At 53.9% G+C, this 24395-nt stretch carries 24 protein-coding genes; 2 read left to right on the top strand and 22 right to left on the bottom strand.

The features are described 5' to 3' along the window. Positions 1–92: 92 nt before the first annotated feature. The 20 genes from DOLE_RS06650 to DOLE_RS06555 form a co-directional block, all read right to left on the bottom strand. A complete protein-coding gene (locus DOLE_RS06650) occupies positions 93–962 on the bottom strand; it encodes a glycosyltransferase family 2 protein (protein WP_012174721.1) in 870 nt (289 codons plus the stop codon). A gap of 32 nt (positions 963–994) precedes the next feature. Further along, on the bottom strand, positions 995–2455 hold the full coding sequence (locus tag DOLE_RS17180) for a glycosyltransferase family 4 protein (RefSeq protein ID WP_012174720.1): 1461 nt from the start codon (positions 2453–2455) through the stop codon (positions 995–997). Positions 2456–2495: 40 nt separating this feature from the next. Continuing rightward, positions 2496–3527, bottom strand: coding sequence for a glycosyltransferase (locus DOLE_RS06640; protein ID WP_012174719.1), 1032 nt, complete (start codon positions 3525–3527; stop codon positions 2496–2498). Further along, positions 3512–5080 (bottom strand): glycosyltransferase, encoded by a 1569-nt coding sequence (locus DOLE_RS06635; RefSeq protein ID WP_012174718.1) that lies wholly within the window; start codon positions 5078–5080, stop codon positions 3512–3514. The genes DOLE_RS06640 and DOLE_RS06635 overlap by 16 nt, the downstream gene beginning before the upstream one ends. Positions 5081–5111: 31 nt before the next feature. Then, on the bottom strand, positions 5112–5372 hold the full coding sequence (locus tag DOLE_RS06630) for a hypothetical protein (RefSeq protein WP_012174717.1): 261 nt from the start codon (positions 5370–5372) through the stop codon (positions 5112–5114). Next, entirely contained in the window at positions 5369–6340 is a 972-nt protein-coding gene (locus DOLE_RS06625) for a glycosyltransferase family 2 protein (RefSeq protein WP_012174716.1), read from the bottom strand. Before DOLE_RS06625 ends, DOLE_RS06630 begins: the two co-directional genes overlap by 4 nt. Continuing rightward, positions 6324–7022, bottom strand: a complete 699-nt coding sequence (locus DOLE_RS06620; protein ID WP_012174715.1) for an NAD-dependent epimerase/dehydratase family protein — start codon at positions 7020–7022, stop codon at positions 6324–6326. Before DOLE_RS06620 ends, DOLE_RS06625 begins: the two co-directional genes overlap by 17 nt. A 42-nt stretch (positions 7023–7064) precedes the next feature. Beyond that, complete coding sequence (locus DOLE_RS06615) at positions 7065–8423, bottom strand: glycosyltransferase family protein (RefSeq protein WP_012174714.1); 1359 nt, start codon at positions 8421–8423, stop codon at positions 7065–7067. Next, positions 8420–9538, bottom strand: a complete 1119-nt coding sequence (locus DOLE_RS06610; protein ID WP_012174713.1) for a DegT/DnrJ/EryC1/StrS family aminotransferase — start codon at positions 9536–9538, stop codon at positions 8420–8422. The genes DOLE_RS06615 and DOLE_RS06610 overlap by 4 nt, the downstream gene beginning before the upstream one ends. Beyond that, positions 9535–9951 carry a sugar 3,4-ketoisomerase gene (locus DOLE_RS06605; RefSeq protein WP_012174712.1) on the bottom strand — a complete coding sequence of 139 codons (417 nt, stop codon included), beginning with the start codon at positions 9949–9951 and terminating at the stop codon, positions 9535–9537. The genes DOLE_RS06610 and DOLE_RS06605 overlap by 4 nt, the downstream gene beginning before the upstream one ends. A 75-nt stretch (positions 9952–10026) precedes the next feature. Continuing rightward, positions 10027–10779, bottom strand: coding sequence for an acyltransferase (locus DOLE_RS06600; protein WP_012174711.1), 753 nt, complete (start codon positions 10777–10779; stop codon positions 10027–10029). After that, a complete protein-coding gene (locus DOLE_RS06595; protein ID WP_041280409.1) occupies positions 10776–12062 on the bottom strand; it encodes a glycosyltransferase family 61 protein in 1287 nt (428 codons plus the stop codon). The genes DOLE_RS06600 and DOLE_RS06595 overlap by 4 nt, the downstream gene beginning before the upstream one ends. Before the next feature lie 328 nt (positions 12063–12390). Next, positions 12391–13179, bottom strand: a complete 789-nt coding sequence (locus DOLE_RS06590; RefSeq protein ID WP_012174709.1) for a sulfotransferase — start codon at positions 13177–13179, stop codon at positions 12391–12393. Positions 13180–13215: 36 nt separating this feature from the next. After that, positions 13216–13956 carry an ABC transporter ATP-binding protein gene (locus DOLE_RS06585; protein ID WP_232362733.1) on the bottom strand — a complete coding sequence of 247 codons (741 nt, stop codon included), beginning with the start codon at positions 13954–13956 and terminating at the stop codon, positions 13216–13218. 27 nt (positions 13957–13983) lie between these two features. After that, on the bottom strand, positions 13984–14781 hold the full coding sequence (locus DOLE_RS06580) for an ABC transporter permease (protein WP_012174707.1): 798 nt from the start codon (positions 14779–14781) through the stop codon (positions 13984–13986). Positions 14782–14982: 201 nt separating this feature from the next. Then, complete coding sequence (locus DOLE_RS06575) at positions 14983–15561, bottom strand: winged helix-turn-helix transcriptional regulator (protein WP_012174706.1); 579 nt, start codon at positions 15559–15561, stop codon at positions 14983–14985. Positions 15562–15715: 154 nt separating this feature from the next. Continuing rightward, a complete protein-coding gene (locus DOLE_RS06570) occupies positions 15716–16678 on the bottom strand; it encodes a GDP-L-fucose synthase family protein (protein WP_012174705.1) in 963 nt (320 codons plus the stop codon). Then, complete coding sequence (gmd, locus tag DOLE_RS06565; RefSeq protein ID WP_012174704.1) at positions 16678–17841, bottom strand: GDP-mannose 4,6-dehydratase; 1164 nt, start codon at positions 17839–17841, stop codon at positions 16678–16680. The genes DOLE_RS06570 and gmd overlap by 1 nt, the downstream gene beginning before the upstream one ends. Positions 17842–17872: 31 nt before the next feature. Beyond that, positions 17873–18832, bottom strand: coding sequence for a UDP-glucuronic acid decarboxylase family protein (locus DOLE_RS06560; protein WP_012174703.1), 960 nt, complete (start codon positions 18830–18832; stop codon positions 17873–17875). A gap of 26 nt (positions 18833–18858) precedes the next feature. Next, positions 18859–20241, bottom strand: a complete 1383-nt coding sequence (locus DOLE_RS06555; protein WP_012174702.1) for a nucleotide sugar dehydrogenase — start codon at positions 20239–20241, stop codon at positions 18859–18861. A gap of 224 nt (positions 20242–20465) precedes the next feature. Between DOLE_RS06555 and mqnB the strand changes: the two genes are divergently transcribed. Both mqnB and DOLE_RS06545 read left to right on the top strand, forming a co-directional pair. Further along, the gene (mqnB, locus tag DOLE_RS17175; RefSeq protein ID WP_012174701.1) at positions 20466–21224 is read left to right on the top strand and encodes a futalosine hydrolase; all 759 of its coding nucleotides are present in this window, start codon (positions 20466–20468) and stop codon (positions 21222–21224) included. After that, the gene (locus DOLE_RS06545; RefSeq protein WP_012174700.1) at positions 21211–22059 is read left to right on the top strand and encodes a 1,4-dihydroxy-6-naphthoate synthase; all 849 of its coding nucleotides are present in this window, start codon (positions 21211–21213) and stop codon (positions 22057–22059) included. The genes mqnB and DOLE_RS06545 overlap by 14 nt, the downstream gene beginning before the upstream one ends. A 21-nt stretch (positions 22060–22080) precedes the next feature. Here DOLE_RS06545 and DOLE_RS06540 read toward each other — a convergent pair whose 3' ends face one another. Then, positions 22081–22917: a menaquinone biosynthetic enzyme MqnA/MqnD family protein gene (locus DOLE_RS06540; RefSeq protein ID WP_012174699.1), complete on the bottom strand. Its 837-nt coding sequence runs from the start codon at positions 22915–22917 to the stop codon at positions 22081–22083. Between the two features lie 2 nt (positions 22918–22919). After that, on the bottom strand, positions 22920–24110 hold the full coding sequence (locus DOLE_RS06535) for an amidohydrolase family protein (RefSeq protein WP_167320854.1): 1191 nt from the start codon (positions 24108–24110) through the stop codon (positions 22920–22922). Between the last annotated feature and the right edge of the window lie 285 nt (positions 24111–24395).

Here is a 24395-nt window from a genome sequence, read left to right as displayed (position 1 = left end):
TTGTATTTTTAAAAACGCCTGAAATACATTACAACATGCTGTATCTTATATAAAAATTAACAAAAGTCGAAAAATTTCATGAAATATTCGGGCTAATTGTTCCAGGTGAGGCGCTTGTCTTTTTTAAACAGGCCGATCCCCATCGCAACAAGGGCGCGGGCCATAAACAGCGGCTTGATCAATACGGCAAACTGTTTGAAATAATATTTTTTATAAAGATGATAAAACGCCATATAATAAGACCAGATGGCTTTCCGGCTGTTCAGCCGGCTGCTCTGTCCTCCGTAATGAATCAGGTGTGCGTCGGGGGAAAAAACGACCTTTTTCCCCCTGTCCCTGGCACGCCGGCATAGATCGGCATCCTCTCCGTACATGAAACTGATTTCATCGAACCTGCCGATCTCTTCAAACAGCTCTTTTGAAATCATCAACGCCCCGGCCGACACCGTATCAACCGGTTGCACCGAGCGATAGTCCTGATCCGCCATATAGTAGGCCCGGTACCAGGGCGGCAACAGTATTTTTAAAAACGGGAAGAACTTGATCAGCCCGAACCCTATTGTGGGAAAACGCCGGCATGACACCTGAAGGCTCATGTCAGGGTTAAAAAACTGCGGGCCGGCAATGCCGGCCTCGGGATGGTGTGCCATATATTCGAGCAACAGACCGGCAACGTTATTGAGCAACACCGTGTCGCTGTTTAAAAAAAACAGATAACGACCGGCTGCCGCTTCCACCCCCTGGTTATTGGCCCTGGAAAAGCCCAGGTTGTCTTGGTTGAAAATATACTGATAATTTTCATAACCCAGACCTGACAAAAGCGCATAAGACCCGTCGGTGGAGCCATTGTCCACAACAATAACTTCAAACCGGATATCCCGAGTCTCCTGAAAAATGGAATCCACACACGACCGGGTGAGTGCCGCCGTGTTATAGTTGACGATAATAATCGAAACATCCATCACATGCGCTTCCTGCTGGAATGAACCGGGGATCACATGAAGTGCCACCGCCCCCTGAGCCGTCTGTAAAACCGATAGGCGGCTTTATACAGAACATTTTTAATATTTACCTGTTTTTCCATCCATGACGCCCACTCAAGGGGTTCGGGGGAAAACCTGTCCGACAGGTTGGCCGGTGCCGGCAGGTCATCGGCGTTGCCCTGAAGTATCCGTCGCAGCATCTCCGGGCGGTGAAACCGTTCATACTGCCTGCGGCCCAGGCGACTGGCCTCCTTGAGCGTATCGGCTGTCACAGAACCGCAGAACGTCAGCAGTTCATCCGGGAAACGCCAGGAAAACGCTTCCGGGTAAGCCAAATCAAGGCCGCTCAGTATCCTTGAAAACACATGCCGGTGCAGGGCGACAGGGACACCCGCCCCCATGGCCTCAATCAACGTCAGCCCTCCGCCATAGGGGAAAGACGCGACATAAAGGTCCACCCGGTATTCGTGCAGGGTCTTCCAGACACTCGGCACCCAGGGAATATAAACAAACCTGTCCGGTGCAATGCCATATCGTTTCAGCCCCCGTCGTATTTTAAACAATGTCCAGGGGTGCAGTCGGCCGATATGCACATGCCGGCCTCCGGTTGTCTTCAACAGCCGGGGGACCATTTCAAAATACCGGACAAAATAAGGTATATCCACCTTGTTGGACCGGGCCGCCGTGCAGGTGGTGAGCCGCCCGTCATAAAAAAAAGGCAGCTCCGGCGGCCGCGGCCCCTTGTCCTCAACAACCAGCGGAATGTAGCTGTTTTCAATATACAACACGTCACGGCAGTTATGATACCCCATCGGGTGCGGATCAATATGCTCAAGATGGTCCAGGTATACGCCCAGACACAGATGGTGGTCGCCATGATGATAGAAACTGCCGGTCAGCCCCATCTCCGGTTGAATCGCCGCCACGGCCACGCTGTCCTGATGATAATTAAACAAAAAAACCTTTTGAGGGTGGATATCCAGGAGGCGCTGCTGAAGCCAGGCCAGCCGTTGCTGGTAAGACCCCTGCGGCGCCCCTTCAAATCGAACACTTGCCTGTCTGCCCAGGCCGCTCTGCAGGTACCCTACATCCGACCGGCCTTCCAGTTCCGTTGACAGGATAATGTGCCGGGCTTCGAATCGGACCTTGATAAGGTCTTCAATCACCTGCCGAAGCCCGCCCGAATTTTCCAGCTTTGTGACCACATAGACGAAAACAGAATCCCGGCCGGCAACTCCGTCCCCCTGCTTTTGCCGGGTGACGGAGGCAAGACTGGCCTTGCCGATCCGCTGACAGAGCGCATCCAGATCTTTTGAGCCAAACACCCGGGCCGTACACAGGGGCTCGGTAATAATCCGCTCTACAAAATCGTGGACCAATCGTAAGGATTGATCCAGCTTTTCGGCGTTGACCAGTTCATAACCATACTGGACAAGCGAACAGGCTGACACGTACTTAGAAGCGCCCTTCATGGCTGTTCATGACTCCATTCTTTTCGGATGCGAAAGCCGCTCAACCGACGAAACGGCATTCTCCCTTTTTTCCCATGCCAATGATTTTTGCCAGTACCGACACCCTTTTCCTGTTTTTTATTCTATCATAATGGGGTTTCTTATTACTCTGGCTTAAAATCATATCCTCATATGCCTTCCGCATGTCCGGGGGCATTGTCTTCACACCATAAAAAACCTCTTCCAAGGGTAAATTGTCGATGATATCAATCGCCAACCGCCTTGTACTAGAGAGAAAGGCATCAATGTATTTGCCGAATGCGGCCGAAACATCCCTGCCCTTTAAAAATTCGATCAGCTCCATCTCACAGATGAAATACCCGTAGGAATTTGCAAAGCGTTTTTCTCCTGTCATGATGGAACCAGGCCTGATGCGTCTTATGTGTAAACATTCATTTATGTGGCTGACCCGTTGGGCCAGGGCGGCAACCTGCATGGAAAACAAATTGTCTTCATGAAGGATCCCCTTGTAAAATTTTATATTATTGTCGCGAATGAAACTTCTTTTGAAAAACTGCAAAAATACCGGAACCAGGACATCGTTATTCTCAGCCATCTCCACCAGCTTCTCCTGTCCGGTGACAACATCGTCGTATGCCTTTTTTCTTGAATAATAGGCTTCACACCCCCTGAATCTTTCTTTCAGTTCACGGGTCTCAAAAACCGGCTTGGTGTCGAAATAAACAATATCCAGGTTTTCTTGTACGGCCTTTGCATACAGCATCTCCAGCGCCCTGATGTCCAGATAGTCATCACTGTCTATAAAATAGATGTACTCTCCGTTGGCATTATCGATTCCCACATTGCGCGTATCAGACAACCCACCGTTTTCCTTGTTAATAATTTTAATCCTGTCGTCTCTGCCGGCAAATACGCGGACGATTGCCATTGAATCATCAGGGGTCCCGTCATTAATGCAGATGATTTCCATGTCCGTCAAGGTCTGGGACACGATTGAACTTAAGCAATCCGCTATATAGGCTTCCACATCATATACCGGGACAACCACCGATACATTTATCTTTTTCTCCATGCTGCCAATTTCCCGAATAGACGCGACCGGATATTTGTTTCCGGACTTCGTGGCCGTCCCAGGCCCAGGCGTCCGGCCTCTGGCTGAGTGCTTTTTTCATATGCCCTCAGCGCCTTGCGATACAGGTTATACGCTTTTTTGTCTTCCCGCTCCCATTTCTTGCATTTTTTCCTGCTTTCTTTCGGCAATTTGCGCAAGGAGAGCCTGTTAATCACATGTTTATTGTTCAAGACGGCCTGAACCAGCACCTCTTTATAATGATGCCAATCAAAATACTGTTTCGCCGCCGCCAGCGCATTTTCTGATTTAACCGCCAGTTCCTGATGGCCCTGCGCCAGGATGCTTTCCAGCACATCAACAAGGTTGTCAACGCTATTGTCTTTGAGAATATAACCGCAATCATACCGGTTAACGATATTCGCCTGCTCAATCAAAGGGGAGGTGATCACCGGCAGGCCTGCCGATAAATATTCAATAAACTTGTTTGTCAGTGCCCTTAATGTATTTACGCAGTTCTCTGTTTCCCAAATATGAATCCCCAGATCACCATCCCTGTTTGCATAGAACGCCACCTCTTCCGGTGTCACCAAATCCAGAAAATGGACTTTGTGAGACACACCCAGATCATTTACGAGTTTTTTGACTGCCAATAAATTCTCCGACGCCACGCACCTTAAAACAAGCTCGATCCCGGGGACCCGGCTGATCGCCTTCACCATGACATCAATTTTTTTGGGGGCATCGCTTAATCCGTGGAAATAAAGTTTGATGGGCCCGCCAGCGTATGTTTTGGGCTTTATTGCATCAAGATCCGCGGACACACAATTATGAATCGTCAAGATAGGGCAACGGCACCCAAAATGTTTTTTCATCCATGATGCATGGCCGTCTGACGTTGTTATTACCAGATCGGCATATTTGATAAACTGCTGCTCGAACAGGGCCAGCACATTACTGTAGTATTGAGGGAAAACATAGGCTGCGAGGTCACAAAAGATATCTCTGGCATCATATATCAGGCGGCTGCCATATTTCTGCTTGTGAACCACGCCGCATAACAGTGTATCCAGACCGGAGCAGTAAACGATATCCGCCTCTATGGCTTCCGCTTCAAGTGCCCATTGCATGGATGTATCATAAAAGGCAAGCGGATAAGATACGGCGATATGGTCTTCCATGGGCTCGCTTTTCCTGCTCCTTATCTCATGCCATCTTTCAGAACGCATCAATATATCCAAATACCGTTTGCTTTGGGCTATCGCCGCCGCATCATAATAGTCAGTGGTACGGATTAAGGGAAACGCCCGCGCCAACTGCGCAAAAAGCTTTCGCTCCTCGGCAAACCGCTTAATCTTGTTGCAAAGATCGGATTCCGTGGCCCTGTATTTAAAAAAACTGTGTGTCACATTGGGATGGTTCAGATGAAAAGTATCATCCGGCACGGGCCTGGCCAGCACATGAATCGAATCCATATGTTCAGCCAGTGCGGAGACATTGTTCCGTATGCGTTTGTCGATTTTTAAATTGTTGCGTATCAGGACCAGCATTTTCATTTAATGTGTCCGATGTTTAAGTTTTATAAATTTAAAAAATTATAGTTAAGCTGCGGTAAGCCGGCTGCAGCATCACATACAGCACTTTGCACCTGCCTTTGGCATACATGTTCGGCCGAATTGACTGTGAGATATCCGAGACAAACGCCGGAATACAGTTGCGCAAACACCTTGCCATCAGGGCCACTTTATATGCAGCAAAGTAGCCGTCTTCACTCAGGCTGTCCGGGATCGATTTGTCCAGTATGCGGGTATATGTTTCAGCATACTTATCAAACGTTGGTTTGTTCATGACACTTCATCGCTATTCCTGTCCCAGGTTGTGCTGCCAACAACAAACTGCGCTTTCTGGTTAAGCTTGAGATAGGTGCGTCCCAGATATTCACCAATCAAACCCAGAAAAAAAGTCTGCATGCCGCCCAGAAATAAAATGGTTGCGATCAATGACGCCCAGCCTCTGGGAATCTCGGGATACAGCAGTTTCTGAATAACAAAAAACGCCATCATGATAAAACTCAGAGCGGAAAGAAGAAAGCCGGCATAGGTGGCCAGGCGCAGTGGGAAGACTGAAAAACCGGTGGCCATTTTCAGCCACAGCGAGAGCAGGCGGCGCAGGGTATAGTTGCTTTCCCCGGCATAACGGGGCTGGTGCGCAATCTCTACCACCGTGATTGAACGTGTGACATCAAGAATGAGTCCATCCAGATAGGCATAAGGGCCATCATATTTCACTATCTCACGCGTGATCTCCTTGCGCATCGCTTTAAAAGAAGAGAGATAGAGATTCTTGGGCTTATCCAGCAGACGGGTGGCCACCCAGTCGTTGAAGCGGCTTCCCACCTGTTTCCACAAGGCATGCCGCCGGTGCCGGTAACGGGTGTAGCACACGTCGTAGCCCTGCTCCAGGGCGTCCAGCAAATCACCAATAGCATCGGGGGGATGTTGCAGATCATCATCCATCATCACCACAAAATCGCCGTTAACGTGATTGAGGCCGGCCATCAGGGCATTGTGCTGACCAAAATTTCGACGCAGGGAGATACCTCTGATAAAAGCGTGAGACCGGGCAAGCGACTGAATAACCGGCCAGCTCTGATCCGGGCTTGCATCATTGACCAGCAACAGTTCAAACCGGTCCGCCAGTCCCAGGGGCTCCACTGCTGCAAGCACTTCCTCTACCAGTTTCGGCAAAATATCAGCGCTCTGGTACACTGGAACGACAATAGACAATTTGACGGCTGAGTCACTGCGTTTTCCCATAATATTTACCTGTCACACGGTTAAGATAGTTTTTGCCAAATTTCACGCCGGCTTCAGATACCAGCGGCAATATGACACTGACATCAATCGGGTATTCCGCCCCACGATCCACGGAACGGTATATCGCCTGTTTCCCGACAGCACGCTCCATGGCGGCCACGATATCGATTATGGGGGAGCTGACGGGATTTGCTATGTTGATGATGGTGTTGCGATGTTTCTGGTTGTTGACCAGATGAGCCGCAATGGCAACCACATCAGCCACATCAATGATATTTCGCTTCGCCTGGCGCCAAACGGTAAAAGCCTCGCTTCGCGTGATTCGCGCATACAGAAAATTCAACAGGGTGTGAGGGTTGGGGGTTCTGCCGGCGACCTGGGGCAGGCGCAGAACCAGGGGGCACGGATGCGACAGAACGAGCTGTTCCATGGCCAGCTTGTGTTGTACATAAGGCGTATTGTTTGAAGCCGGGTCCATTGCGCTGCACGTGCCGAAATAGACAAAAGCATCAACGGTTTTTGCCTGCTCCAGGGCCTTTGAAAGGCGCTGTCGCTCCCGGGCAAACTCTTGTGAGTCGCAACAGGTGGAGTTGGAGACACCCGCGGCATAGACGCACACATCATCCCGTTGAGCCCATGTTGGTGAAAAGGCCCGCGCCAGCAGACCGGAACCGATAACCATCACGATCTTCCCTGTCTTATGAACGGCGATACCGATACTGCCCTATTGGTATAAAGTTCTCTTTTGGGAAAAATGAAGGCTTAACAGCATCAGAAAAAATAAAAGCCCGACAATTTTGGGAAAATAAAAATAACGGACTTCAAGGGGGGCTAGTGAGAATATTACCCCATAGGCCGAGAACAAAGAGATAGTGAACCATGAGAGAAAAATCCAGGGGCCGTGACATCTCACCCTGCGCGTAAATAGCAGAACCCCTCCTGCAACCACTGTCATGAGAAGCAGCCCATTGGCTGCCAAGTCCATGCGTGCCGGCTCTATTTTTACGCCTCCAAAATTTCTCGGTGATGAGAACCAGTATTCTCCAATGGCGCTGAATTTTAATGAATACCACTGAATCGGGTGCCTGAAAAAAATTCTAAAAAACAGCTTTTTTGCATTTTTCGTATCACCGCAGGCAGATGGATCAATCCGGCACACCAGATTACCCCCACCGGCGACAAGCCAGCCGCCGCCGATTTCTCTTAAATCTTCAGACCTCATCACTGAATTCCCATAGTACAAATCGGTAGTCATCACCCATCGTGGGTTTCCTTCATAAAAATGGGTCCACCGATAAATTCTCCATGGAACCATTGTGATGTGGGCCACCAGGAGCATAACCCCTATAGTTTTTGCGGTTGCTTTTAGAAACCCTGGCTCAATGGTGCTGAAACGGGCAATCCGGATCACAATCACCAACAAAACGCCCCAAGCGGTCAGGACAAGCAGAATAAACTCAAATTGCGACCGGAAATACGCGGACAAAGCCAGACAGATTCCGGCGCAAACCGCATCCCGCAACGAGCGCTGCCGGGCCGAGCGGATGGCCAGTAGCATACAAACCAGAAAGAACCCAATGGAAAAGCTCTCCCCCAATGTTATCCCGGCGGGTTGAAGTAGAAACATGCGGACCATCGGAAATGTAAACATCAACAGCGGCAGAACTGCCGCAAGCACCGGGCGCCGCATGTGTATCTTCAGATTGTCATAAAGCAGCGCCAGCACGATTGAAAACAGCACGGCCGCCAATATCTGCAAAATCAGGATCACCGGTGTTCCCGGGCCAAAAATCTTCATAATCAAGGCTTCCAGAAAAATAAACCCGGGGGGCCACAGGTTGAACACCCACTCTTTTTCGGGGCGGATCCGGCCGTGTTCCGCTACGTCAATGGCGGCAGCGGCAAAACTCGCACGGTCGCCACTGGACGTATTGCCCGGCGTCTCCCCGTTTGCAATCTGCTGAAGTGTGATATGCCAAGCATCCGGCTGATTCGGAATGTCACGCACCCAGAGCGCAATACTCATCAGAATCAGAAAATAAACCATCCCCAATAAAAAAAATGGGTGCTTAAACAGTCTCATCGCATCTCCTGCACGATCTCTTGTGAAAAGTTCATAATCGCATGGGCCACAGCGTTTATCTCGTCTGGTGCCAGCAGTGGAAACATGGGCAGGCTCAGAACCTCGCCTGCCAGCTGATCGGCAATCGGCAGGTTGTGGCCGGCAAAAATCTGGTAACAGGCCTGCCGGTGCGGCGGCACCGGGTAATGGATCACCGTGGATATGCCCTGCTGCGTCAGGTGGGCTTGCAACGCATCCCGGTGCCTGCAGCGGATCACATAAAGGTGCCAGACCGGCTCCGCAAATGAAGGTACGTCAGGCAATATCATGTCGGCTTGGGCCAGCAGCGCCCCATATTGATCCGCCACTGTCCCGCGAAGGGTATTCCACTCATCCAGCACGGTCAACTTCACCCGCAGAAAAGCGGCCTGCAGTTCGTCCAGCCGGCTGTTGCATCCCATGAGGTCATGCCGGTATTTTAATTTCGAACCATAATTGCGAAGCTGCCTCACCCTGTCGGCAATTGCATCATCACTGGTCAGTACGGCGCCGCCATCACCCAGCGCTCCAAGGTTCTTGCCGGGATAAAAGCTGGTGCCGGCGGCATGGCCCAGGGAACCGGCGCGCCGGCCCTTGTATCGGGCCCCCTGGGCCTGGGCCGCATCCTCAATTACGACCAGACCGTGCCGGGCCGCAATGGCATTGATCGGATCCATGTCGGCCGTCTGCCCGTACAGGTGAACGGGAATAATCGCGCGGGTGCGGCTGTTGATAACCTGTCCGATCTCTACCGGATTCATATTATGGGTTCTGATGTCCGGCTCCACCGGCACGGGTGTGGCCCCGCATTCGGTCACCGCCAGCCAGGTGGCAATAAATGTGTTGGACGGGACAACCACCTCATCCCCCGGGCCGATACCGTAAGCCTGCAGCAGCAGGCGCAGGGCTTCAAGCCCGTTGCCCACGCCGATGCAATGCCGGACCTCGCAATACCGGGCGAATTCCGTTTCAAAGGCTTCCAGCTCCGGCCCCATGATAAACCACCCGGAATCCATGACCCGGTGGTAGGCCGCGTCAAGGGGTTCCCGAATAGACCGGTGCAGCCGGCCGAGATCCAGAAAAGGAACGGTTCTCATCCGGCATTCCCTTTCACCACATCGATAAATTGATGGTAGTCCCGGTAATAATCGGCCTCGTCATAATAATTGGAGGCCAGCACCATGCACACTGCCCCGGATGAAAAATTGTCAATTTCTCTCCAGATCATGGGGCACACATAAAGACCGTAGTAACTCCGGTTCATGTGCACGGACTTTTTTGACCGTCCGTCGTCAAGATGGATATCAAAAGAACCGGACATGGCAATGATGAGCTGGTGCAGTTCCTTGTGGGCATGCCCGCCGCGCTCGGCGCCACCGGGGACGTCATACAGGTAGTAAACCCGCTGTATGGAAAACGGAATGTGCCGCCCGGCTTCCACGAAAGTGAGGTTCCCGCGGGGGTCATTGATGCGGGGCAGATGAATAATTTGGCATTTATCCAGGCTCATTATCTCTTCCTGTTCTAGCGGTTTTCACTCATCGTTGACATCAAAAGGCAGGAATTTCTGATATTGTGTACATGTTTATTCATTTTTTTTCCAATCCTTTACAACAGTGTCGGGGTACCCCCTTGAAAAATGCGATATCCATGGATAGGCTGGCCGCTCTGTCCCGTCCTGAAGTTTTATCTGGGAAGCATTGCAGATTTTTTTTGCCGGCACCCCCATATATAACATGCCTGGCTCGGCATCCGTTTTCAGCAACGCATGTGCTGCAATCAGCGCCCCCTTCCCGATGTTTACACCCGGCAACACCACGGTCATTGTTGCAATGACCGCGAAATCCTCCACCGTGACACCCTTCAATACGCTACTCGGCGGATGAGGATCATTTGTAAGCACAACATATGGAAAAATCCACACAAAATTTCCGATACAGGCCCCCTTTCCGATATGTACATTGGAGTGGAAGCGGACGTAATCTCCGATCACGCAATCACCTTGTATATCACTCAGTGTGCCTATCTGAAGGTTTTTCCCGGCAATGGTTTTTTCTCGTACCGTTACACGGTGTCCTGTGGTCAGGCCTTCGGCAAAACAGGAAGATTCATAAAAAACAGAGTGGGATCGGATTAAGGCGTTTTTACCCACCAGCAGTGGTGAGCCGTCACCCAAAGCGGTTTTCACTCCCAGTTCGCAATAAGCACCAATATCACAGCCCTCCTCCAGGACAACATTGGCGTGAACAATACTGAATGGGCCGATTTTCACCTTATCGGCGATTTTGGCACATGGATCAACAAGTGCCGTAGGATGAATGTTCTCCCTGCCCATCATGATTCTCCCTCTATCGACGCAATCAGATGATCCATGCGGATTTCAAAATCAGCATGGATGCCGTTGTTACCGATGTCACGCGACTTTCCCAGCACGTAGTGAATCCTGTTACCGCAGGTGCAGGCCATGTTCTGCCAATACCAGTAACTGGTATCCGGATGTTTATTCAAAAGGATTATTATTTTCGCATCTTTTGGAGCAAACATCATGTTTGCCAGGGCCGAACCGGATGATCCCACGATATGCTTTACATGGCTGAACAGGTGGACCTGCTGTAAAAAGGTCAGCTTTTCAGGCTGAACAACAGCATAACCCCGGCCGACCAGTTCACTTTCGATTTCATCTATATTGACGACCTTTCTGTAACCCGAATTCCGGTGCAAAACAATTTTTTCCGGCCAGTCCCGGTTCCCGGTCTTTGGGTCAAGCACTGCCATGCGCTCGCGTAGCAGTTCAAACGCCCGTGGGCTGAACCTGCCGTGAGAGTGTCCCGAAAGCTTGGTGGTGCGACGTTCAAAAGGCACATAACCGGCCACTGATGTTAGGTACAGGGTGTCGATGGCCAAGGCCCTGCCGATCGGCAGGGTGATGATTTCACGCTCCGGACCGGCCACGAAGAACAGCGATTCCATTATGTTTTCATGAAGCCCGTCGTTCACCACAATGGGAATACGATTAAACCGGGGCTCATTACAAAAAAGGGCGATACGGGGCAGTACCTCGGTCATCCAGTGGGCATAGTTAGGCGCGCAGGCATCGACAAAGGCGGCGGCCATGGGAATCTGTTCAGGCGTCTCATCATGGAGTATCCATCGAATACGGCGGCCTGCGGGGTCAATCACTGTCCGGCCGTGCATCTCCTCGGATGTGTAGTCCCGTTTGAAATCGTACAGGTCGTGGCAAATCACCTGGTCTTCAAGCAATATAAGATTGGTGCCGCCATAGACCATACCGTTTTTAATGCTGGCGACAAACACTTCCGGAAATATGTACTCCTCGTGAGGTGATTGCAGGCAGTCCCGGTCACCGGCAGGATAGACTGCCGGTGCCGGTGTTTTTACCAGGCCGGCATCGGCCAGTTTTACTTTCTGCAGATGCTGCGCCGCCGCGTATTCCGTCAGGGTTATCAGGCGCCGCCGTCTCATCGCCTTCCTGTTACGGAAATAAATGGAAAGGCCCGCAATAAAATTGAGATAAACCGGATACAGGTTGCGCCACAGCCAGGACGCCAGCCATCGAATAAAGGCGTACCGCTTGAAATGCTTTGTGTAAAACCTTCCCATCCAGGTCACCCGCAGCCTGGCAAGGGGGTCGCCTTTTTTTTTAGATGACGTGTTTATATGACGGATAGCGGGGCGCAAGCCATCGAGCGGGAAAACGCCATCATCATCGGATGGTGACCAGATGGCAATATTCGAAGGCAGCGGGTGACGTAAGGCATCGTGCCGCATCGATCTGTTGTCTCGAAACAAAGGCATTAAGCCCTCCAACGGTTCCCGACTGTTTGCGCCGCTTCAATTCGCCGGGGATTCAGATAAAACACAAAGCCTGTCAACAACCTCACTGGCGCGGGATATGCTTTTTTATAGCCGGTTACAGATACCACTTCCCCTACGCGATTTCCAGACCCATTGCCGATGCCCGCTTGAGAATGGCGTCATAATTTTCAACGGTATGGCGCAGGTCTTTAATCATAACTGAGTAGTCGCTTGCCCTGGGCACCTCAAAGGCGATATCCAGGAACTCCAGCACCCGCGCAAAAAAGGCTTCGCGGTCAGTGGTAAAATCCTCATAGGAGACTTCAATAAAATCAAACCTGCGCCGCCGAAGAAAGGTCAGATCTTTCTGAACTCCCCGGATCCCATACACAACCGACCTCTCAAATTCGTCAAGGTCAATTCTATAGCGGCCGTCGTCCTTGTAATCTTTCTGGTTATAGACGCCCCGCTGTTTGGCGATCATACCGGAAATCACCTGGCGGGGGATGTTACGGGTCAGATAGATCGCCCGATAGCCCTGATCGATCAGCACTTTTTTAAGGAATGGCTTCTGGCTGAAGTGGTGACTCAACGCCTTAAAGCCAAAGGCCGACGCGTCTTTTCTTCGTGCCATGATCTCCTCCAGTTCCCGAAGGTAATCACCGGCCATCTGGCGATTATCAAACATGCATTTCCAGGTCTGCCGCCACCAGGACCCTTGCGTCTTCCAGAGTTTCCACAAATCAAATGGAATCGCAAACTGAAATTGAAAATCCTGCATGAAGGGTTCTTTCAGAGCGTCCCTGAAATCCCCTTTCCTGAAGATCTCCTGCTCCGCAAAAACACCCTTCAGATTGTTCAGCTCATCAACAATCGCCGTAGAACCGGTACGGCCCCGCGTCATAAGAAAAAACCGTTTCATCCTCAACCCTTTAAACGTAAAACCGATTCACATGCGTTACTTTGACGGGGGTCTCCCCTGCCCTGCACCGCTCAGATACGCATCCAGCACATCGGCCACATCGCCATGGGCCATGGTCTTTCCACCCTCAATCCATACCAGCCGGTCGCAAAGCTCCCGAATCAAGGGCACGGTGTGGGAGACCAGCACCACTGTTTTTTCAGACTTGATGCGTTCCTTCATGGCGTCAGTAGATTTGATACGAAACGCTTCGTCCCCCACACCCAGAACTTCATCCAGCAGAATAACATCCGGATCAAGATAATACGCCGCGGAAAAACCCAGACGGGCGCGCATGCCGGTAGAATAGGTATTGACCGGTTCATCGAAGAAGCTGCCCAGATCGGCAAAAGCCATGATCTGATCCATTCGGGAAAGGATCTCCTCCTTCTTGGCGCCCAGCATCATGCCGCTCAGGATCGCATTCTCACGGCCGCTTAAATGCCCGACAAATCCTGCACCAATGGAAATCAGGGAAATGCGAAGTCCCGGGCGATGCACCACCACCCTTCCGGTATCAGGGGCCACAATACCGGCCAGAACCCGCAGCAGAGTGCTTTTGCCTACTCCGTTCCTGCCGATCACACCCAGGGTTTCACCGGTATACAGATCAAAAGAGACGTCCTTCAATGCCCAGAAGCGGGAACGTTTCAAAATCCCCTGGCGCCGGCTGTAATACAGGCCGATGTTTTCCAGACTCAGAATTTTGTCTTCAGTGGCGGGGGTCTGTCTTTTCAATGTGTTTGATACCATCGGCACGAATATTTAAAGAATAATTTTGGGGTATACCCGATCAAAACGGCGCAGCAGCATTAGTGACAATGCCAGCACCATCAGCGAAAACAATACAATCCAAAAAAGTTGCTTAAAGTCCGGCGCCACACCATCCAGCAGCAGCTTGCGATACATGGCGATAAGAGTCGCCATTGGATTTAACCAGAAATAGGATTGGACAGACGTCGGCAACCGACCGATATCAAAAAAAACGCCGGAAAGAAAAAGCATCATCATCATGATGTTTTGCAAGATGGCCTGCAGATCAGGGAAAAAGGGCATAATGGCTGCGAGCAGGCTGCAAAGTCCGATCATCAACAATAACTGGGTCAGCACCAGCAACGGCAGCAGAAGCCATGTCCATGACACTTGTATCGACGTAAATTGCAGAAAAACAAGGAACAGCGAAAGAATCAGCAAAAATTTAAACGTATTGGTGACAACGGCAGTCAATGGAAAGATTATTTTGGGCAAATAAACCTGATTCATGAGGCTTGAGTTGGCCATGAGACTGTTGGCGCCGTTCATGACGGTTGTGGCAAACCATTTCCATACGATCAGCCCGGTCAGCAGGAACATGATAAAGTTCTCATCTCCCCGGTGAAACAGGTGGACAAAGATGACATAGAAAATAGACATGTACAGCAGAGGCTCAAGGACCCACCACAAAACCCCGAGATATCCGCGGGAGGCCTCGGCCCGCAACCCGGCTTTGGACTTCTGTATGACCAGATCAACGATATGACCCCAGTCTCTGTGGTTTGCGCTGGCAACTGTATTGAGCTTCATGGCAAAATTTCAAAAATTAATATGCACTGTCGACGAAAAATCAAACGGATACCGTTCTATCCCTCTGTAGTAAAAAACAGGATACCGCTTATCCTCTCTATTAAGAAAATGCAACTTTTTAATCAAAACGGAACTCAACCGCACTGTGCCGATTCCGGGAAAACCGGTAATTGCTTTGTCCGGCTTCCGTCAAAACCGTCCTCATGGCACCCGAATTCGTGACCTTGCGATTCCCATCTGCTCCAGGAGGGTCTGCAGCCGTTCGTGATGCTCAATGTCGGTAATCAGAACCCGATCATAAGAAAAACCGGCAATCTCATGCACCGGCCGCACCACATGACCGAAAAAAAGATGTCGTCCGTCTGCGTCATCCACAACCCCTGCAAGGGTCACCGGAACCTCCTGAAGGGAAAGATAGGCGATCTCCGCAAAATCGCTGATGCCGGCGAACACCACCGATCCAACTCCCGCTCCGGTCAGTTCGATAAACAATTCGCGGAGCTGATGCCGGGCATTTCTGTAAAACCGGTAGGAATAGGTAATGTACTTATAAGAGAGCCTCGCCTTTTCCGCGAACCCCTTGGGGGTGAGCACGTATACAAACCGGTTGGGCGGTGTATTGATGATTTTAAAATACCCCTTATTGGCCAGCCGCTTGACAAAAGAGTTAACCAGCCCCAGGGAAATCCCTAGTCGATCGGCCAGCCGTCGCTGGCTCAACTGCCCGTCCTGACCAATCTCTTCTAAAATCTGCAATGTACGAAGATCGATTTTGTCCATCAGCTCTTGTCCATTGTCAAACGAAACAGCGCCTGCGGCTTTGCAGGTCCGGAACACCGCGTCATGACAATGCCATCAGTAGCGTATGTTCATTTTTTGAACATGCGTATTTAACCACCTGATCATATGTAAATCAAGGAAAAATAAAGATAAATCAGAAGACATGATGATCCAGACACCACTGGTAGGTGCTTTGGATTCCGGTTCGCAGGTCGGTTTTTGCCTGCCATCCCAGGGCTGTCATACGGGACACGTCCAGCAGTTTCTGAAAGGTGCCGTCCGGTTTTGTCGCGTCAAAACGGATATCGCCTTCAAACCCGGTTATTTCTTTAATCAGCCCGGCCAGCTCGGCGATGGAAATGTCTTTGCCCGTGCCGATGTTGATCAACGGGGCACCGCTGCCGCCGGCCAGCCGGTCGAAATCGGCGTCCGGCAGGTTCATTATAAACAGGCCGGCATGCGCCAGGTCATCGACATGCAGAAACTCCCGCCGGGGTTTGCCCGTGCCCCAGACAACCACATCTTTTGCGCCGCTTTTTTTGGCCTCGTGAAACTTGCGGATCAGGGCCGGCAGCACGTGGCTGGTCTCCAGATCAAAATTATCATTGGGGCCGTAAAGATTGGTGGGCATCACCGCCACAAACCGGGTGTTGTACTGCCGGTTGTAGGACTGGCACATCTTGATGCCCGCGATCTTGGCCACGGCATAGGGCTCGTTGGTCGGCTCCAGGGGACCGGTGAGCAGGTGTCCCTCTTTCATGGGCTGAGGACACTCCCTGGGATAAATACACGACGAGCCCAGAAACAGCAACCGCCGGACCCCGGCACGATAAGCCGCGTGAATGATATTGGTCTGAATGGCCAGGTTCTGATAGATGAACTCAGCCGGAAAAGTATTGTTGGCCAGAATGCCGCCCACTTTTGCCGCCGCCATAAACACATACGCCGGCCGGTGGGCCTGAAAAAAGGACTCTGTGTCAGCCTGGCAGGTCAGGTCCAGTTCGGCATGGGTCCGGGTCAGCAGGTCGGTATACCCCTGTGCTTCCAGTTGTCTTACCAGAGCCGATCCGGCCAGACCCCGATGGCCGGCTATATAGATAACAGCATCCTTTTCCATCACATGTGAGCCTCGCAGCTGGCCGGCAGGGGAAAGCCGTTGGCCTTACACACCGCTTCCCGCCGGGCATCCTGAAAATCAGAGTCCACCATCTCAAAAACCATCTCGTCAAGGGTGATTAGCGGTTCCCACCCCAGCTTCTCCCTGGCTTTTGTGGCGTCGCCCACCAGGGAGACCACGTCCGCGGGCCGAAAATAGGCCGCGTCCACGCAGATCACCGTCGTGCCGGGGGCCAGCCGGGACAAAGCCTGCTTCATGCCGTATTTCCCGACCAGGGGGGCCTCTTTATTGACTGAATCGACAATTCCATGCTCCTCCACACCGGTGCCCTTCCAGGCCAGATGAATACCGGCGTTGGCAAAGGCCTTTTCGCAGAACTCCCGCACGGAATGCTGTTTGCCCGTGGCAATGACAAAATCCTCGGGTTCGGACTGCTGAAGCATGAGCCACTGCGCCCGCACATAATCTCTGGCATGGCCCCAGTCCCGCAAAGCGCCCAGGTTGCCAAGGTAAAGCCGATCTTGGACTCCGCCGGCGATGCGCGCCGCGGCCCGGGTGATCTTGCGGGTGACAAAGGTCTCGCCGCGAATGGGCGACTCGTGATTGAACAGAATGCCGTTGCAGGCAAACATGCCATAAGCCTCCCGGTAATTCACCGTGCACCAGTAGGCATAAAGTTTGGCACACCCGTAGGGTGAACGGGGATAAAAAGGGGTTTTCTCGGTCTGCGGCACCTCCTGCACCTTACCGTAAAGTTCCGAGGTAGAAGCCTGGTAGAACCGAACATCCTTTTCCACGCCCAGAATCCGCATGGCCTCCAGCAATCGCAAAGTGCCCAGGCCGTCCACGTCCCCCGTGTACTCCGGGGATTCAAAAGAGACCTGGACATGGCTCTGTGCCCCCAGGTTGTAAATCTCATCGGGTTGCACATGCTGAATGATGCGCACCAGGTTGGAAGAATCGGTCAGGTCCCCGTAGTGCATGAAAAAACGAACATCTTCCTCATGGGGATCATGATACAGGTGATCGATCCTGGCCGTATTGAAAAGTGACGCCCGTCGCTTGATGCCATGGACCTCGTAGCCTTTTTCCAGCAGAAACTCAGCCAGGTAGGCGCCGTCCTGGCCCGTGATACCGGTTATCAGGGCTTTTTTTAATGTCACGATACAATCCTCATTCTCGGTGGTTGATATATTAAAGTTTGCCCGCGATCAGAGCTTCGAAATAGCGCACCGTTTTTTCAAGGCCTTCGGCCAGGCCCACCCCGGGCTGCCAGCCGAGCCGTTCCCGTGCCAGGGTGATGTCGGGCCGCCGCTGACGGGGATCGTCTGCCGGAAGGGGCTTAAAAACGATTTTCGACCGGGATCCGGTCAGGTCGATTACCGCCTTTGCCAGCTCCAACACGGTCATCTCCTGGGGATTGCCCAGGTTCACCGGCCCGGTAAAGTCATCGTCCGCGTTCATCATGCGAATAAACCCGTCGATCATGTCATCCACGTAGCAGAAGGAGCGGGTCTGGGTGCCGTCACCGTAAACCGTGATGTCCCTGTTCTGAAGGGCCGCCATGATGAAGTTGCTCACCACCCGGCCGTCGTCGGGGTGCATACGGGGGCCGTAGGTGTTGAAAATCCGCACCACCCGGATGTTGACCCGGTTCTGGCGGTGGTAGTCAAAAAACAGGGTCTCGGCGCACCGTTTGCCTTCATCGTAGCAGGCCCGGGGGCCGATGGGGTTCACGTTGCCCCGGTAATACTCGGTCTGGGGGTGCACGTCCGGGTCTCCGTAGACCTCGCTGGTGGATGCCTGAAGAATTTTCGCCTTGACCCGCTTGGCCAGCCCCAGCATGTGAATGGCCCCCAGTACGCTGGTTTTAACGGTCTTGACCGGATTGTACTGGTAGTGGACCGGCGATGCCGGGCAGGCCAGGTTATAAATTTCATCGGTCTCAATAAAGAGCTGGTGGGCCAGGTCGTGGCGCAGCAGTTCAAAATCCGGGTTGGCCAGCAGATGGGCGATATTGCGCTTTCGGCCGGTAAAAAAATTGTCCAGGCAAACCACCTCGCAGCCGTCGGCCAGAAGCCGCTCACACAGGTGAGACCCCAGAAAACCGGCGCCGCCGGTCACCAGGACCCGTTTTTTATCCATGTGTCCCATTCGTATTCAGTCTCCGTGGTCTGGTTTTAAAAATGGGTCATTGCCGGCATCCCCACCGGATAGACATTAAACCCCATGTCAAAAAGCGCGGCATGGTCGGCCACGTTCCGGCCGTCAAAGAAAAAGGCCGGCTTCTCCATGGCGGCATATATCGCGGTATAATCGAGATCCCGGTATGCCTGCCACTCGGTGAGAACGGCAATGGCATGGCTCTTTTTTGCGGCCTCGTAGGGATCTTCCACGTACTCCACCCGGCCATCGGCATCGCCGAACACGGACCGGGCCCCGTCCAGGGCCCTGGGATCGCTGATGGCCAGCACGGCCCCTTCATCAAGGAGCCGCCCGGCGATGGTGATGGCCGGCGCGTCCCGAATATCGCCGGTATCGGGCTTGAAGGCAAACCCGAACAGGGCGATCCGCTTATCCGCCATGCTGTGGAACATGGCGTCCAGCATGCGCCGGACAAACCGCTCCTTCTGGTGCTCGTTGATGCGCACCACGCTTTCCCAGTAGTCGGCCTCGGCGTCGGCCCCGGCCTCCCGGCACAGATAGGCCAGGCTCAGAATGTCTTTTTTAAAGCACGACCCGCCGAACCCCACCCCGGCATTGAGGAACTTCGGCCCGATGCGCCGGTCCATGCCCACGGCCCTGGAGACTTCCTGCACGTTGGCGCCGGAACTTTCGCAGATGTTGGCAATGGTGTTGATGGAGGAGACCCGCTGGGCCAGAAAGGCATTGGCCGCCAGCTTGGCCATTTCACTGCTCCAGATGTTGGAGGTGAGAATCTTTTCACGGGGCACCCAGTTGGCGTAGACCTCCACCAGCACATCCCGGGCCGCCACACCTTCGGGTGTCTGCCGGGAACCGATCACGACCCGGTCCGGGTTTTCCAGGTCGGCAACGGCCGTGCCTTCGGCCAGAAATTCCGGGTTGGAAAGCACCTCGAACAGATTGCCGCCGTTTTCCATGGACAGGATCTGGGCCATGGCTTCAGCGGTTTTTACCGGCACCGTGCTCTTTTCCACCACGATCTTGGGGGTGTCCGCGCACTGGCGAATCTGCCGGGCCGTGTTCTCCCAGTAACGAAGGTCGGCGGCCATGCCCGCGCCCACGCCGGTGGCCTTGGTAGGGGTGTTCACGCTGACAAAAATGATGTCCGCCTCGGCAATGGCGGCAGGCACGTCCGTGGAAAAGAAAAGATTTTTCCCCCTTGCCCGTTGAACGACATCCAGGAGGCCCGGCTCGTACACCGGCAGGGTATCAGAGTTCCAGGCCGCGATCTTACCGGCGTCGATATCCACCACCGTGACCTTGTACCGGGGGCATTTATCGGCAATCACCGCCATGGTGGGACCGCCCACATAGCCGGCGCCGATACACAGAATTTTCTTTTCAAATGATTGTGCCATCAACCTCCCTTTCAAAAGCAGGGCAGGGCCTTTTTTCAAGTCCGAACACTTCCAGCTCCATCGAAAAATTTCATAAAATTGGATTGTTGCTCTTTTATACAGGGGATACCCGGCCCTATCAAGCGTTTTTTCATGGCAGGCGCGGGCCTTCCGTGATATGAAAACAGAAAAGCACGGCGGTAGCGAACCGGCCGGCGAAACCGATAAACCGATGAAACATACCCATGCCTGACCCCCGCATTCTCATTCTCACAGCCACCCCCGTGGAGGCCGCCCCCCTTGTTGACCGGATTTCCGGGGCCAATGCCGCCGGCAACAGGGTAACCGGCATGCTGGGCGGCACGCCGGTACGGGTGCTCGTCCCCGGCCCCGGGCCGGTGAACACGGCCATGGCCCTTACCGCTGTAATGGAAAAAACGCTTCCCGCGCTGGTCCTTCAGACCGGCTGCGGCGGCGGGTTCGCCCAGGCCGGCATCAACAAAGGGGATGTGGTGGTGGCAACGGAAATGATCGACGTGCAGTCAGGCGTCGAACCGGCAACCCCCCCGGATATCGTGGATGCGCTGCCGTTTCCGGTTCTAAAAACCCCTGCCGGGGAGATCACCAACCGCTATCCGGCGGATATTCGCCTTGCCGACACGGCCTGCCGGGCCGCCCGCAACGCTCCCATGGCAACGGGCTGCGGCGCGGCCATGGGTCCCATCGGATCGGTGGTCACCATCACCGCCACAGACCTCCGGGCCCAGGCCCTGTTTGACCGGTTCGGCCTCTGCATGGAGGCCATGGAAGGAGCGGCCGCCGCCCATGTCTGCCTGCACTACGGCGTCCCCTTTCTTGAAATCCGTGGGGCCAGCAACATCGCGGGCCGCCGGGACAGGGCCGATTGGGATATTCCCCTGGCCGCCACCAACGCGGCCATTAGCGTTTGCGCCTTTATTGCGGAATGGACCAAAAGACCGGAGGCGTGCGATGGCAAATGTTAAAACCGGCACGGTCACACTGGCCTACTCTCCCTGCCCCAACGACACCTTTCTTTTTTATGCCCTGGCCCACGGCCGGGTTGACCTGCACGGCCTGACCTTTGACATCATGTTAAATGATGTGGAAGCCTTGAACCGAAGCGCGGCCAAAGCCCGTTTTGACGTGTCCAAGCTCTCGGTGGCCGCCATGGCCCACCTGGGGGAGTCCTACGGCATGTTAAGAAGCGGAGCGGCCCTGGGCCGGGGGTGCGGGCCGTTGATCGTGACCAAAAAAGAAGGGCAGCGCAAGCCGCTTGCCGGCGCGACACTCGCGGTGCCGGGCATGTGGACCACGGCCTGCCTGCTGGCCTCCCTCTATTTGAAAAACGATTTTACACCGGTACCCATGGGGTTTGACCGGATCATGCCGGCCGTTCAGGACGGGAAGTGCGACTATGGCGTGATCATCCACGAAGGGCGGTTCACCTATTCGAATTACGGCCTGGACTGCCTGGTGGACCTGGGCCGATGGTGGGAAGAAAAAACGCGGTTGCCCATTCCCCTTGGCCTGATCGGTGTGCGCCGGGATGTTCCGGCAGAACAGTGCCGCGTGATTGAGCAAATCATAGGACAAAGCGTTGCCTATGCCCGGCAACACCCCGCCGCCCCCGGACCTTACGTGCGGCAGCACGCCCAGGAACTTTCAGAGAACGTGATTCAACAGCATATTGAACTTTATGTGAACGACTTTACCGGGAATATCGGCGAAACAGGGGAGCAGGCCATTCGCCGGCTCTTTGAGGAAGCGGCGGCAGCCGGCATTATTCCCCGGTCAGTCATGCCGGCCTTTGCCACATGACCACGATTGTAAAAAACCGGTTCACGGCGACGGATTGAAAAAAGAAAGGCGGACCGCCTCAGCCAGCATGCCCTGGGCAAAAAGCATGTCAAAAAAGGTCTCGGCCCCGGCGATCTGTTCCGGCCCCAGATCGTATTGCAGCAGGCGGTAGTAGCGGCGACAGGTTTCCACATCCAGGCCCGTCACCCCGGCGGCACGGACAATGACCTGGTCAATCTGGGCCAGACCCTTCTGCTTTGACGCGTGAAACCGCTTGAGTATCTCCGCCACCACCTCGGGACGTGCCTCCGCGAACGCCCGTCGGACCACCCACAGGCCGAAAACAAAGGGCCGGCCCGCCAGCTCCTGCCACAACCGGCCGATGTCCCACACATGATCAAACCGCCGCTCCCACTCCCCGGTCAGGGCCAGGTCGCCGATGGTCAGCACGCCGGCGGCATCGGCACACACCCGGTCTTCCGGGGAGTTGATCTGGGTGGCCACAAAAACCGGTGCGATCTTTTTCTGTGCAAAATAGAGCCGCAGAAAACCGACGGCTGTCTCGGACTCGCTGCTGAAGACAATGGTTTTCCCATCCAGTTGGTCAATGGGGAAACGGGAGGCCAGTACCACGCTCATCACATCCCCAAAACACGAAATCGAAAGGTCGGGCAGGACCATCAAATGGTTGTGATGCCGGGCATAGGCAATCGAAGAAACCGGACTGATGTCCAGCGCGCTGTTTAAAATCATTGAGTTTAATGTCGCCGGCGCCCGTGAAATAAAGGAAAAGGGCGCGGCCACCTGGCCGGAGTCAAACCCGTGGTACACGGGTGCCACATTGATATACCGAATGCGTCCGACCCTTGTGGATTCCATGTTTACTCCCGTTTTCTTTCTTCCGGCCACCAGGTTGAGACCGGCCCGCCCTCGCCGGAGACGATCCGCTCAAGCAGGGCCTTTGGGTTTTCCGCCTTTACCGGCAGATACACCAGGGCGCCTTTTTTTCCCGGTTCCAGCGAGCCGAACCGGTCGGCCACGCCAAGCGCCGCTGCACCGTTGATTGTCGCCATGTTCAGCAGGTCTTCCGGCCGGAGGGCAGGACACTTATATGCCACAAAGGCCATCTCGTCAACCATGCTCAGGGAATCCACGCAGGCCAGGCTGTCGGTGCCCAGGCACAGGTAAAACCCGGCATCCACCATTCGGGCTACATCCGGCATCCGGCCGTGCAGGGCCATGTTACTCCGCAGACACAGGCACCCATGGACCCGGTTCCGGGCCAGCATCTCTATATCTGCTGCATCGGCGTAAACCAGGTGAACCGCCAGCAGGTTCGGTCCCAGCAGGCCCAGATCGGCCAGATAGCCCACCGGACTTTTTGACGGGACCGGCCACTTGAAAAAACCGATGCCCCGCTCGCTTAAAAAATCGGCCCACCTGCCCTTTCCGGTTTGAATAAACTCAGCCTCCTCGGGCGATTCAGCCAGATGAATGGAAAACGGCAGGCCCCGTTCATCACACATCTGTTTCAGGCGGCACAACACTTCCGGCGCCGTGGTGTGCGGCGCGTGGGCCGCAAAAGAAGAGGCGCGCCATTGGTCGGCAGGCGGCAGGTCCATGGATTCAGGCAGGTGCTGGCCCAGCACCTCGGAAAACCAGACGCCGGCCAGGCCGGCATCCCGAAACAGATCCGCCGTGATGCCGAGGGTGGATACCTCACCGGCCACCAGTGTACCGGCTTTTATCATGCGATCAGCGGCGACGCGTGCCTCCCGGCGCAGATGGTCTCTGGTCTGTTCCTGGCGCAGGGCCAGGAGCTCCCGCACCCACGATTCAAACCCCTGGCCGGTGGAAAGCCGTCCGGCCAGGGCGGAAAGCTCCAGGTGGGTATGGGCATTGACAAAGGCCGGCACAAGGGCGCCCTCCCCGTGGTCGACAACGGTTCCGTTTCCCGCCGCGCCGGTCCCCACTTCGGTGATCACGCCGCCGGCCACGCGCACAAACCCGTCACGGATCACCCGGTGTCCATGGACCACTACCCATCCGGCCTTATGTATAATGGAAGCCATAAGCGGCATGTTATCCGGATTTTCAGGCGCGGTACACCTTTTTTATTTCGCTGATCCGCGGAAGATTCCGACCGGGACACAAGGGCCTTGAGAACCGGCGTCATCCCGGCTATTATAGCCAGGATATTTCACGAGTTGATTTGGGCGCATGTGCAAGGCGCGGGACAAAACATTGTAAGGGCACTCCCTGTGGTTGCCCATCAACGGCCGAACACAAGGTTCGCCCCTGCTGTATCCGCGAATGTCCCAAAACACAGTGAATGCGGCCAAGGCGACTCGCCCGAA

The organism is Desulfosudis oleivorans Hxd3 (assembly GCF_000018405.1).
In the GTDB taxonomy this organism is placed as follows: domain Bacteria; phylum Desulfobacterota; class Desulfobacteria; order Desulfobacterales; family Desulfosudaceae; genus Desulfosudis; species Desulfosudis oleivorans.
The sequence above is the reverse complement of the archived record's forward strand: the minus strand, read 5'-3'. Positions and strand labels throughout refer to the sequence as shown.